The 11,798-nt window shown below is 62.2% G+C and carries 15 protein-coding genes; 5 read left to right on the top strand and 10 right to left on the bottom strand.

Annotated features, from left to right (window positions below; all coding sequences use genetic code 11):
- Together BLX41_RS08870 and BLX41_RS08865 are read left to right on the top strand one after the other, a co-directional pair.
- The coding region (locus BLX41_RS08870; protein ID WP_259744586.1) for a FecR family protein at nucleotides 1-716 on the top strand (716 nt) is incomplete at its 5' end.
- Nucleotides 717-819: 103 nt separating this feature from the next.
- Nucleotides 820-3,258 carry a TonB-dependent siderophore receptor gene (locus BLX41_RS08865; RefSeq protein ID WP_259744584.1) on the top strand — a complete coding sequence of 813 codons (2,439 nt, stop codon included), beginning with the start codon at nucleotides 820-822 and terminating at the stop codon, nucleotides 3,256-3,258.
- Between the two features lie 31 nt (nucleotides 3,259-3,289).
- Here BLX41_RS08865 and BLX41_RS08860 read toward each other — a convergent pair whose 3' ends face one another.
- The 7 genes from BLX41_RS08860 to BLX41_RS08835 all read right to left on the bottom strand — a co-directional run bounded on the left by BLX41_RS08860 (nucleotide 3,290) and on the right by BLX41_RS08835 (nucleotide 7,058).
- Nucleotides 3,290-3,736: an NUDIX hydrolase gene (locus tag BLX41_RS08860; RefSeq protein ID WP_185073457.1), complete on the bottom strand. Its 447-nt coding sequence runs from the start codon at nucleotides 3,734-3,736 to the stop codon at nucleotides 3,290-3,292.
- A 57-nt stretch (nucleotides 3,737-3,793) separates the two neighbouring features.
- On the bottom strand, nucleotides 3,794-4,423 hold the full coding sequence (locus BLX41_RS08855; protein WP_123724559.1) for a DMP19 family protein: 630 nt from the start codon (nucleotides 4,421-4,423) through the stop codon (nucleotides 3,794-3,796).
- Between the two features lie 8 nt (nucleotides 4,424-4,431).
- Nucleotides 4,432-4,575, bottom strand: a complete 144-nt coding sequence (locus tag BLX41_RS33580; protein ID WP_185073455.1) for a hypothetical protein — start codon at nucleotides 4,573-4,575, stop codon at nucleotides 4,432-4,434.
- The gene (locus tag BLX41_RS08850; RefSeq protein ID WP_123724558.1) at nucleotides 4,575-4,763 is read right to left on the bottom strand and encodes a hypothetical protein; all 189 of its coding nucleotides are present in this window, start codon (nucleotides 4,761-4,763) and stop codon (nucleotides 4,575-4,577) included. Before BLX41_RS08850 ends, BLX41_RS33580 begins: the two co-directional genes overlap by 1 nt.
- Entirely contained in the window at nucleotides 4,753-5,094 is a 342-nt protein-coding gene (locus BLX41_RS08845; protein ID WP_148059700.1) for a hypothetical protein, read from the bottom strand. The genes BLX41_RS08850 and BLX41_RS08845 overlap by 11 nt, the downstream gene beginning before the upstream one ends.
- Nucleotides 5,085-6,182, bottom strand: coding sequence for a hypothetical protein (locus tag BLX41_RS08840; protein WP_148059699.1), 1,098 nt, complete (start codon nucleotides 6,180-6,182; stop codon nucleotides 5,085-5,087). Before BLX41_RS08840 ends, BLX41_RS08845 begins: the two co-directional genes overlap by 10 nt.
- Before the next feature lie 90 nt (nucleotides 6,183-6,272).
- On the bottom strand, nucleotides 6,273-7,058 hold the full coding sequence (locus BLX41_RS08835) for a hypothetical protein (RefSeq protein ID WP_123724555.1): 786 nt from the start codon (nucleotides 7,056-7,058) through the stop codon (nucleotides 6,273-6,275).
- Nucleotides 7,059-7,151: 93 nt separating this feature from the next.
- On the opposite strand from BLX41_RS08835, the gene BLX41_RS08830 reads away from it, so the two are divergent.
- From BLX41_RS08830 to BLX41_RS08820, 3 genes are read left to right on the top strand one after another with little or no spacing between them, the layout of a single operon-like run.
- Entirely contained in the window at nucleotides 7,152-7,841 is a 690-nt protein-coding gene (locus BLX41_RS08830; protein ID WP_259744581.1) for a hypothetical protein, read from the top strand.
- Between the two features lie 38 nt (nucleotides 7,842-7,879).
- Nucleotides 7,880-8,314, top strand: a complete 435-nt coding sequence (locus tag BLX41_RS08825) for a hypothetical protein (RefSeq protein WP_123724554.1) — start codon at nucleotides 7,880-7,882, stop codon at nucleotides 8,312-8,314.
- A gap of 45 nt (nucleotides 8,315-8,359) precedes the next feature.
- The gene (locus tag BLX41_RS08820; protein WP_123724553.1) at nucleotides 8,360-9,025 is read left to right on the top strand and encodes a hypothetical protein; all 666 of its coding nucleotides are present in this window, start codon (nucleotides 8,360-8,362) and stop codon (nucleotides 9,023-9,025) included.
- Between the two features lie 48 nt (nucleotides 9,026-9,073).
- On the opposite strand, the gene BLX41_RS08815 is transcribed toward BLX41_RS08820, so the two are convergent.
- From BLX41_RS08815 to BLX41_RS34830, 3 genes are all read right to left on the bottom strand, one after another.
- Nucleotides 9,074-9,625 (bottom strand): GNAT family N-acetyltransferase, encoded by a 552-nt coding sequence (locus tag BLX41_RS08815; protein ID WP_123724552.1) that lies wholly within the window; start codon nucleotides 9,623-9,625, stop codon nucleotides 9,074-9,076.
- Nucleotides 9,626-9,638: 13 nt separating this feature from the next.
- A complete protein-coding gene (locus BLX41_RS08810) occupies nucleotides 9,639-10,478 on the bottom strand; it encodes an EcsC family protein (protein ID WP_123724551.1) in 840 nt (279 codons plus the stop codon).
- 136 nt (nucleotides 10,479-10,614) lie between these two features.
- Nucleotides 10,615-11,798, bottom strand: a 1,184-nt coding sequence (locus tag BLX41_RS34830; RefSeq protein ID WP_259744578.1) for a valine--tRNA ligase, incomplete at its 5' end; no start/stop codon positions are given.

Genomic DNA, 11,798 nt, shown 5'->3' with positions numbered 1-11,798 from the left:
GAAACCGCCCCCGCACTCGCTGGCTGGCCGCCGCAGCCACGGTGCTGGTGATGCTCGGTGCCGGCTGGTTCGGCGACCTGCCGCTGCGCCTGCAGGCCGATCACCTGAGCGCGGTCGGCGAACTCCAGCGCTTCGACCTGGCCGATGGTTCGCACATCGTGCTGGGCAGCGACAGCGCCATCAGCAGCGACTTCAGCAACGCCCGGCGGCGCATCCAGCTGCTGCGCGGCGAGCTCTATGTCGAGGCCTTCCACGACCCGTCCCGGCCGCTGACCATCGAGGCCGGCAGTGCCACGGTAACCGTGGTCGGCACCCGCTTCAGTGTCAGCCGCCACGCCGATGGCGTGACCGTGGCCGTGCGCGAAGGCCGGGTGCGCCTGGCCAACGACCAGGGCGAGCAGAGCCTGCTGCAAGCCGGCAACTGGCAGCAACTGCTGGACCATCACCTGCAACCCCTGAACCCCGAGGGCGGTGAGCGGCAGATGGCCTGGGTCAATGGCCGCCTGTCCTTCCAGGACGCGCCCCTGGCCCAGGTGCTGGGGGAGCTGCGGCGTTACTACTCGGCGCCGATCCTGCTGTTGAACGCCAGCGCGGCGCAGCAGAAAGTCAGCGGCAACTACCGGCTCGACGACCCCCACGCCATCGTCCAGGCCCTGAGCAAGGTCACCGCCACCGAGCTTACTCGCCTGCCGGGAGGCATCCTGGTCCTGCGCTGAACACCTGACCCAGGGAAGCTGAAAAAAGTTTTACGGCTTTCCCGAAGTCAACCCGTCAGGGTGTTTGCTTTTGCAAATCATTCCTATTTCGTACGGGACTTCCATGCACCTGACAACACTCACCCCTGCCCGCAGCATCCTGGCACTGGCCATCTGCCTGGCCTGCAGCCCTGTGGCGGCCGTCGAGCCCGCTGCCGCCCCCGGCAATCAAGCGCCAAGCAGCCACAGTTTTTCCATCGCTCGCCAGTCACTGGCCAATGCCCTGGATCAACTGAGCACCCAGAGCGGATTGCAGATCGCCTACTCCTCGGCGATGGCTCAAGGGATCGAATCGGCGGGGGTCAACGGCCGCATGAGCGTGGAACAGGCACTGAACAAACTGCTGGCGGGCACCGGCCTGGGCTTTGAGCGCAATGGCGCCAACGCCGTGCTGCTGACCCGCCTGCCCCAGAGCAGCCAGGCCGTGGAACTGGAAGCCACCCAGATCGTCAGCAACCAGCTGGGCACCGTCACCGAAGGCAGCGGCTCCTACACCCCCGGCACTATCGCCACCGCGACCCGGATGGTGCTGACCCCACGGCAGACCCCGCAGTCGATCACCGTGGTCACTCGGCAGCACATGGAAGACTTCGGCCTCAACAACGTCGACGACGTGATGCGCCACACCCCTGGGATCACCGTCTCGGCCTACGACACCGACCGCACCAACTACTACGCCCGCGGTTTCTCGATCAACAACTTCCAGTACGACGGCATTCCCTCCACCGTGCGCAACGTTGCCTACTCGGCCGGCAACACCCTCAGCGACATGGCCATCTACGACCGGGTCGAAGTGCTCAAGGGCGCCACCGGCCTGCTCACCGGCGCCGGCTCTCTGGGCGCCACCATCAACCTGGTGCGCAAGAAGCCCACAGCCCAGTTCCAGGGCCACGCCTCCCTGGGCATGGGTTCCTGGGACAACTACCGCAGCGAGCTGGATGTCAGCGGCCCCCTGACCGAAACCGGCAATGTCCGCGGCCGTGCGGTCGCGGCCTATCAGGACAAGCAGTCGTTCCTCGACCACTACTCGCGCAAGACCTCGACCTACTACGGCATCCTCGAATTCGACCTGTCCCCCGACACCCTGCTGACCGTGGGCGGTGACTACCAGGACAACATCCCCAAGGGCTCCAGCTGGTCCGGCACCTTCCCGCTGATCAACGCCACCGGCGGGCACAACAGCATGTCGCGCTCCTACAACAACGGCGCGACCTGGAGCGGTTGGGAGCAATACACCCGCACCGCTTTTGCCATGCTTGAACATGACCTGGGGAATGGTTGGGTCACCAAGCTGCAACTGGATCACAAGATCAACAGCTACCACGCCGAACTCGGCTCGATCCAGTTCGACGAACCGCAGACCAATGGCACGGCCAAGGTCAACGCGCAGAAATACACCGGCGACACCACCAGCGACTCCGCCGACCTGTATCTGAGCGGCCCCTTCAGCCTGTTCGGCCGCGAGCATGAACTGGTGCTGGGCGGCTCCATTGCCAACTCGCGCTGGACCGGCAAGGGCTACTGGTCCCCGGACTTCCTCGGGGCCAACGGCAATGTGGTGGACTTCTACAACTGGCACGGCAAGATCGAGCGGCCCATCTGGGGGCAGCCGGCCCAGCGCACCGACGACACCGTGCGCCAGACCGGCACTTACATGACCACTCGCCTCAACCTGATGGACGACCTGAACCTGTTCCTCGGCGGGCGGGTGGTCAACTATCACCTCACCGGCCTGACCCCGTCCTACAAGGAAAGCGGACGCTTCGTGCCTTACGTCGGCGCGGTCTACGACCTCGACGACCACTTCTCGGTCTACGCCAGCTACACCGATATCTTCATGCCCCAGGAAAGCTGGAACAAGGACCGGGACAGCAAGCTGCTCAACCCGGACGAAGGCCAGAACTATGAACTGGGACTCAAGGGCGAATTCCTCGAAGGTCGCCTGAACAGCAGCCTGGCCTACTTCGAAGTGCACGAGACCAACCGCTCGGTGCCGGACGATGCCTACAACAACCAGACCCCGGCACCGGACAACTACGCCTTCAAGGGCGCCAAGGCGGTCACCAAAGGCTACGAGCTGGAGATTTCCGGTGAGCTGAGCCCCGGTTGGCAAGTGCAAGCCGGCTACACCCACAAGATCGTGCGCGATGACGAAGGTGCCAAGATCTCCACCTTCGAACCGGAGAATCAGGTCAACCTCTACACCAGCTACAAGCTCAAGGGCGACCTGGACAAGCTGACCGTCGGTGGCGGCCTGCGCTGGCAGAGCGTGGGTTGGTACTCGGTCTACAACGCGCCGCGCAAGATCAACGAAGACATCTCCCAGGATGCCTATTGGCTGGTGGACCTGATGACCCGCTACCAGATCACCCCGAACCTGTCGGCGACCCTCAACGTCAACAACCTCTTCGACAAGTCCTACTACACCAACGTGGGCTTCTATAACTCGGCGGCCTACGGCGAACCGCGCAACTTCATGCTCAGCACCCGCTGGGACTTCTGAAACAGTGGCCCTGCCGGGTCCCAGGGCCCGGTCAGTCCAGCAACCCGGCGTTCTTCAACAGTTCGCCCAACCCCTGGGGAACCAGCGGCGTGTGCTCAGTGAAACTGGCGCTGCCATGCCAGCGGGCCACAAAGGGCGCGCCGTCGCTTTCCTGGGCGTCGAGTTGGGCGCGCTGGTAGAGCGTCGAATCCTCGAAGCGGGCGTCGTACACCTGGACGATTTCATGGCCGGGTTTGCCGTCGTACACAAACAGGCTTTCCAGGGTGCCGATCAGCCGCAGGTTGATGATCGACTGCCCCAGCTCTTCCTGCACTTCGCGAACAATGGCCTGGGCGCTGTGCTCACCAAAATCGATCCCGCCGCCCAAAGGCCGGAACAGCATCTGTTGCTTGTCCGCATCCTGGAACTGATTGACCAGGATCTTGCCCTGGTGGTGGAAGACACAAAGCGCCAGGGCGCGGATACGGGGTTCAGCCAAGGGATGAATCCATTCAAGGGGAGCAAGGCGCGGCATTAGAGCATGGCGCAAGGAGCGTCAGCCACCGTAGAAATACTTAACCGCCAGCGTCGGCACCTCCTCCATCGCCGACCACAACTGCTCGTCCAGCTCGCCACCGATCAGCTCATGTAGCTCATCACTCAGCAGCTCGGGAATGTCCCACAGCCGCTGCAGTTGCGGGTGATCTTCAAGCGGCCCGATCAACTGCCGCTGGCGGCTGACCACGGCGTGGGTGCTACGCGCGCCAATGGCAACCAGCGCCTTGAGCGCCAGCTCGCAACTGCGCTCGCCCCAGTTGCAGAAGAACTGTATGAAGCCCCCGTTGTAACCGTCCGCTTCCAGGCGCCACAGCGCCACGATGGCCTGATCGTCCTCTGGCAATTGCTCCAGTTGCCACTCCAGAGCCTGCAGCCGCCCCATGGATTCCCGGCACAGGTGCTCCCAGATCCAGTCGAAGGCGTCGATGCTGACATCCGCGTCTGCCAGGTGCGGCCAGGACACCGAGATCCCATGAGGGTGGATCTGAAAATCCGCGCGCTGCTCGGGCGTGGCGCTTTGCAGCCGGCTGTGACGACTCAGGGGTTGGCGCAGGACCAGGCCGTCGGCCCAGCCCAGGCAGAGCGCATCATCTTCGAAGCCGACATGGAGGATGGGAGGGAATCTCAAAACGTTACCTATTTTTTCCCGAAGGTCTTGGCCTTGGCCTTTTTCATCTGCTCATGTTTGGCGATGCGGGGTTTTTCAAGCAATGAAAAGACCGTGCTAAACACCACAATGGCCAGGATCAGGAGAAACAGCCCTATTACCACAATCGCCATCAAGGAGTTCTCCGGTTCTGTTTGTCCGTTGCCATCTTGGCTTCCATTTTGTTCAAGGTTTCATCGAGCCGGCTTCTGCGCTTGCGCTCTCGATAGTCGGAGGCGAGCTTGCCCATCAGCCCCGACGTACAACTGACGACGATGGCGCCCGCGGCAATGAACAGGCCCCGGACGACTTTATCCGACATAGCCGTAAGCCTTGTTCAACGCCTTGTAGAAGGCTTTTTCCAGCTTGCCGTTGTCGAATGGCTCGCGACGGTGATGCTCAATCAGCTCGTTGCGCAGCCGCTGAATCTCCTTGCCATGCTCGGCAAGACTTTGCCCGCTGTGGGCAAAGTCGTAACGAAGGCGCTCCAAATGCACGATGGTCGCCAACTGAGCCAGGTCGGTCGCCGTCAGGCTCATGTTCTGCTTCAGCGCCTGGGCAACCTGCTCCACGAGATCGGGAGAGCAGTACTCGTCCGACGACTCGAAGTGGTATTCGGTATCGGCATTTTCGGCATGATCGATCATTGGCATTGAACTCTGATCCAGTCATCGAAGGTGGTGGTTTTATCGTCAAGCAGGCTGATGGAGCGCTCGTAGTCCATCACCATCCGCTGGTGCTGACGATGGGTAATCAAGGTCGACTTGCCGGCATTCCAGAGAAAAGGCCCGGCAATCAGGTAGTTCATCTTGCCCGTGCGCCCCCCTGCCCCGGCGACCAGCAGCAACATCTGGATCATCAACCCCGTGCCATAGGCGATGGTGCTCATCAGCGCCAGGTGCAGGTCCTTGTCCTCCTGGGACACCTCGGACTTGTAGAACGCGATGGCGTGCCGTCCGCTCAACAGCAGCTTGATGGTGGCGTAGGAGCTGATATCCGCCGCGTTGATCGTACCGAACTCCCTGCCCAGGGCATCCATCAGCGGGTTCGAGGCGCTGTAGCCGGACGCTTTGCTTTCATCCTTCACCCACTGGGTGAACAGGGAACTGAACGGCAGGGGAAGACCATCCTTGGTGGGAAGGTCGCTGAGGCAATGGGTCAGGATATGGGCAATCGCCTTGAGGTGCTTGAGCACCGGGCCCGCGCCCGGGTACCCCGCCTCGATGTAATCGACGACCAGGGAATAGAGGGTCTTGCCGCCTACGGACTCGCCACCGAAGGTGTAGTCGTCAGGCAGCTTCTGGAACACATTGAGGTCATGGCCGAAGATGTAGCGATGCTTGGCGCCGGACCGATAATCGAGGGGGCTGGTGGTGCCTTCCGGCTTGAAATATTCATGCAACTTGAGGAACAGCTCCTCCAGCTTGTCGGCGTGCAGGTTGGTCATGTACGCCGAGACCACCCCCGCAATACCGATGCCCACCGCGCCGCTGATCTGCGCCGCCGTCAACGTGCTGTAGCCGGTATCGACCTCCAGCTCAGCCAGCAGCTCGGTAAAGTTCACCGGCCCCACGGCGGCGATGGCACGCTCTTGAAGGCTCTGGCCCGGGCGGCTCTGCTCAAGCTCCAGCTCGCCACGATGCAGCTTGCCCAGATAGGTCAACTCCGCGGCTTTCTGGTCCCAATACTCATCCGAGGGTCCGGCAAACACGGTTGATAAGCGACTGAGCAATCGACGCACGAAAAATCCCTTGATCGGCAGGGTAAAAGTGGCGCAACGCTATCATATTTGCCCCATCGAAGTATCTAGAAGACCGCAGGATCATCGAATTCAACCGGGGCCCGCGTTCTTGCGCAGGAGCAACCGGTTGCAGGCCGTCAACAGCATCCCGCTCAACAGCCCGATCAGCAGGAACGGAAAGAAACCATGGGTCAGCAGCGGCACCCAGAAACCCAGTCCCGCGGACCAGCCCTGAGGATTGACCATCAATCCCTGTGCCCCGGACAGCAGCCAGACCACCAGGCCACTGAGGCCGCCACCGATCACGTAGCGCCAAGGGGTGACCAGTACCCGCTCCACCAGCCACAGCATCGGCCAACAGACCAGCACACTCAGCCACGCGCCGATCAACCCGCCGAAGAAAAACATCGGCAGGCTTTCCTCGCCCTTGGGATAGAGCGCCGTAGCGATGCTGCCCAGGGTCAATGCACCTGACAGAGGCACCATCAGCACCCGTGACCCTCCCTGGCGCTCTGGCCCTTCACCGGCAACCGGCAATGCCTCGATCCCGCGCACCACCAGAGTAAAAAGCCCCCCCAGCGCCAGCCCGCCCAGCACCGCCAACAGCAAGTGCCTCGTTGAAGCCCCCAGCAGAACCGCGGCCGCCAAGGCCTGCACCAGGCTGCTGAAAAAATGTCGACCGGGCAGCGCCGGGCAACGTCGGTCGCCCCATAGCAACAGAGGAATGCCCAGGACAATGGCGATGACACTGCCATACAGAAACCCGGAGAACAGCTGCGAAGCGTGCCAGCCATTGACCAGCCCCTTGGTGACGGCATAGACCAGCCCACCGCACAGGGGGACTGCAAACAACCGGAGTTCGGCATTGGGTTTCATTGGCTTGCACCTGGAAAATTGGCAGAGTCACGGAGCTGAATAAGCGAGGGCTTTTACACAACTGTGGTGCAGTAATCCACCACAGGATAAGGGTTGACCGGCATTCGCAGCACGGTGGCTTATAGAACAGCAACGAGGTATACAGCAGGACGAAAAATCAGCACCACACTCACTGTCGAAGATCACGGACCGATGCTATCCGCACAACAAGCCTGCAATGCCGTACTTGCCCTCCATGCCGGCACCCTCAGGGATGGAAAGCCCGAACGCTTTGCCATTCAATCCTGCGAGCTGTCCGCCAAGGGTGATTACTGGGCGGTGCGCTGCAACAGCGAGGACTATGTGGTGCACGGCATGACGCAATACTGCTATGTCGGCGTCAATGCCCATCTGGTCAATGTACTCAGCGGAGCAATCGAGACGGTCGCCAACTGCTTCAGTGTTGAAGAGTACCTGCAAGACAAGTACGACCTGCGTGCCGCAGCAGGCCAGTGCTATGTACTGACCCCGGCATTCGGTCGTGACGACAAGCCGGCAATGATCAACCTGCGACAAAAGCTCGACTGCTCCTATCCCGAGGCCATCAGGTTGCTGACCGATGAACAGCGTCACTGGCTCACCGGCATACGCCGGCACCTTGAGGTGGCGCAGCAACTGCTCGCACAACAGAGCATCGCGACCTGCGTCGAGATGGTTCCTGAAGCGACCGGGGCGATTGCCATTGGAGTCGAAACCTGGCACCGGGATGCCGCCCTCAAGGCATTACGCGACAGGCTGCATTGATCGACCACTTCCAACCCACGACGCAGGCATCTGACCCCATGAGCGGCACCCTGTATGGATACATCCACTGCTTTGACCCTTCGCCGGCTGCCGAAGCGCACAATCGCGCGGTGCTGCAAAGCCTGCCAGTGACGGGGGCGCAGATCACCAGGGCGCTTTTCAGCGTGCTGCCAAACAGCCGGGGGCATTGCTACTACGGGCATATGATGCACTTCGCCACCTACCCCAAAGGCAGTTACATCTTCGATGATTCGTGGCTAGACGAGTACGAAGCCCTGCTGCAGCGCCTGTTCTGGGACAACTCGGAGGTGGTGCATACCTATTGCGGCGAACGTCGGACCTGGGACTCCAGTAAAACCCACGGGCTCGCGCAACCCACAGGCTTGAAGATCAGCAACAGGAAGGTCTTTCCCTCCTACCACGACCTGCAAGCCGTCGAAGACCACGATGTACCGGTGCCCGACAACCGCTGAAAGGCCGCCCGCCATTCCCCCCCATGACTACACAAGGAGCACGTGATGCCACTCAGTCCTCTGCAAGCGAAAACATTGGCCGATGCGGTAGCAGGCTATGCCTTCCCCACTGCACATTTTGACTTCGCCAGCCAGACGCCGGTTGTTCGGCTGTCGATGTCCGAACTGGAAACCCGGATTCGCCAACAACTGCTTAGCGACTCACTGGACACCGTCAAGGACGGGCTATCGAATGTTCTCTACTGGGGATTTACCCAAATGGGTGGTTTGGCCAATGTCCGTGTTGGCCGCTTCCGCTCCGAGGTCGAAGACTCGCAGATCGAACAGGCATCGGCGCTGTTCAAGGAGCAACCGCGTCCGGCACTTTACGAGATCGCCAGCCTGAAGATGCCCGAGTTTTCCAGTGTTTCGTTTGTCAGCAAGATCCGCATGTTTCTCGACCCGATCCAGTCGGCCACCCTGGACCTGCAGATCATGAAAATCCAGCAGGTCCACAGCGATACGGTCCTGGCGGCAATCAAACAGGACCCGACCCGGATTCGTATCAGTAAAGCCAATTCGAACGCTTACGAGGGCTGGTGCGAACGCCTGGCTGACATCGCTCGGACCTACTTGCCCGATGCCCGTGTCGCCGATGTGGAGCGTGGTTTCTTTCAGATGATTCAAGACAACAAAGTCGCGGCTGCCGCCGCCATCCTGAGAGATGCCTGAAACGACTTGAGCACCGCCCTGCACTTGTCCAAGTGCAGGGGGGGCAGCTCACCGAACGCTACGCTCCGCCCTCAATAACGAGCACTGCTGCAGATCATGATGGGCCCCCAGCCAATACCCCGCCTGCCGTGAAAGCCCTTCGCGAACAAACCCCATCCGTTCCAGCAACCTGAGGCTCGCCAGGTTCTGCGGGTGCACCTGGGCCTCGATCCGATTCAACGCCATGTGGGCAAAACCCCAGTCGAGGATGGCCTCCAGCGCCTCGCTCATCAGCCCCTGCCCTTGTGCCGCACGCCCCAGCTCGAAACCGACGGCGCAGCTGCGCCACGGGCGGTTCCATTTGAACAGGCCGCAGGTGCCCAGCAGGCCGGGTTCGGACTGGCGCTCGATGCCCCAGCGAACGCCCGGGTTGGGCAAGGCCCGCCATCCGGCGAACTGCGCCAGCAGTTGCTCGGCCTGCCGGTCATCAGTCATGGGGTCGGTGCCGAACCACTGCATGGCATCGGCGTCGCTGTGAATGGCGAACAACGCAGGAACATCGGCCGGACACAGTTCCCTGAGGATCAGGCGCGGGGTGCGGATAACCGGAAAGTCACTCAAGTGGATACCCTCTCTAGCCCGCCAGCGGCTTGCGCAGGATGTGCGCATACTCGCCCTTGATCTGCTCAAAGCCGTACTTGTGCTCCAGGCGCTTGACGGTGAAGTGCCCCCGGGCCATGTCCTGGTAGAAGTCGGTGAACAGCGCATTGATGGTGGCCCCGGTAAAGGCGCCGATCACCGGCACCGCCTGGGCCGCGAACTTGCTGGAGATGGTCACGCCGTAACGGCTGGCGACCTTCTCGATCAACAGCGCCAGCCACTTGCCCACCTGCCCCGGCGACAACCTGCCAGCCGCGCCAACCCCCTGCTTGGCGGCGATGGCCGCCAGTTCCTTGGACAGTTGCTGCATGGCCTGGGTGGTGAAGCTGCGGGTGAGGTAGTAGCCGGTCTCCGTGGCGTCATCGGCCTGGCTGTTGCCGCCCATGGCGAACACCTCGATGCAGGCCTGCTTGGTGGCCAGGTCGTTGAGGTCGAAGCCTTCGCTGCGGGCCACATCGGCCACCGAGCGCATCATGATGGTGGTGGAGATGGGCAACTCGACAAACAGCGCGGCAAAACCAAAAGCGCCGCCCACCGCGCCGGAAGTGGCGGCATAGACTTTGTGCAACAGCGTCGACGCCTGTTTTTTCGGCGTGTTTTCCAGGCTCCACAGTGCCGCGTCGGCGGAGGTACGCAGCGCGGCCACCACCGCATCGTTGATTTTTCCGGACACCCAGTTGGGCAAGGCCTTGACCGCGCTTTCAATGGGCGAGCCAAGCACGCCGGACAGGCGCGCCGTCAGCGAGGGTGACTCCAGCAAGCCAACGGCACGCTTGAGGTCCCTATAGTCCTGCGGATTGTCTTTGATATTCACGCACGTCTCCTGCCAATAAATCGCCCACGACGTGCACGGTAATGGGTTTGCAACGCTCGGGAAAGTGAGGCCGTGGCCAGCCTGCCCGCGAAAGGACGGCAACGTCCTCTCGCGGGCAGGCCCCGGGGCATCGCAGTCAATCCTGCAACCAGACCCGCACTTCCCGTACCGCGCCTTCAATGAACACCAGGTTGGCGACCTGCCCGGCCTCGATCAGGTCCTGGCGAGCCCATTGCAGGGACTCCAGCAGCGGCCCGCGCGCCACCAGTTCGACCCGTTCCACCGCGGCCTTCATCGACTGCCGGGCATCGGACTTGGCCTTGCGAATGGCGGCCAGCGTGGCACTGACCGCCTCCAGCAGTGGCTCGACAAAGTCCTCGGCCACCTGCGCCTCGGGCCACTGGGTGTGGTGCACCGAACCCGGCTGCCAGCAACGCCAGACCTCCTCACAGACAAAGGGCAGAAAAGGCGCGAACAAACGTTGCAGCACACTCAAGGCAGCCGCCAGGGCGTTGCGTGCCGAATGCCCTTCGGGCCGATAGGCACGACGCTTGACCAGTTCCACATAGTCATCGCAGAACCACCAGAAGAAGCCCTCGATGCCCATCAGCGCACTGCTGTAGTCGTAGCCCTCCAGCGCCGCCTGGGCCTCGCCAGTCACCGCCCCCAGGCGTTGCAGCATGGCCTGATCCAGTGGCTGGTCGACGCGGCCTTCGGGGTCTCCCGGAACCGCGAAAACCAGCTTCGACAGGTTGAACAGCTTGAGCGCCAGACGCCGGCCGATCTTCATCTGCTGTTCTTCGAAGGCGGTGTCGCTGCCAGGACGCCCGAGGGCCGCCCAATAGCGCACACCATCGCTTCCGTATTGCTCCAGCAAGGCTTGCGGCGTGACCACATTGCCCCGGGACTTGGACATCTTCTTGCGGTCCGGATCGAGGATCCAGCCCGACAGCGCCACGTGCCGCCAGGGCACGACGGCCGCCTCGAAATGACTGCGCACCAGGGTCGAGAACAGCCAGGTGCGGATGATGTCGTGGCCCTGGGGGCGCAGGTCCATGGGGTAGACCTGCGCCGACAGGTCGTCGTCCTCCTCCCAGCCGGCGGCGATCTGCGGGGTCAGGGAACTGGTGGCCCAGGTGTCCATGATGTCGCGCTCGCCGATAAAGCCATGGGGCTGGCCGCGTTGCTCGGGGCGGTAGCCCGCTGGCGTGTCCAGGGTCGGGTCCACAGGCAGTGAGCGTTCGTCCGCCAGGATCGGCCTGGCGTAGTCCGCGGCACCCTGGGCATCCAGCGGATACCAGAACGGAATCGGCACGCCGA

It is taken from the genome of Pseudomonas protegens, from assembly GCF_003732485.1.
Taxonomy (GTDB): domain Bacteria; phylum Pseudomonadota; class Gammaproteobacteria; order Pseudomonadales; family Pseudomonadaceae; genus Aquipseudomonas; species Aquipseudomonas protegens_B.
This window is presented reverse-complemented; position numbering and strand designations above follow the sequence as displayed.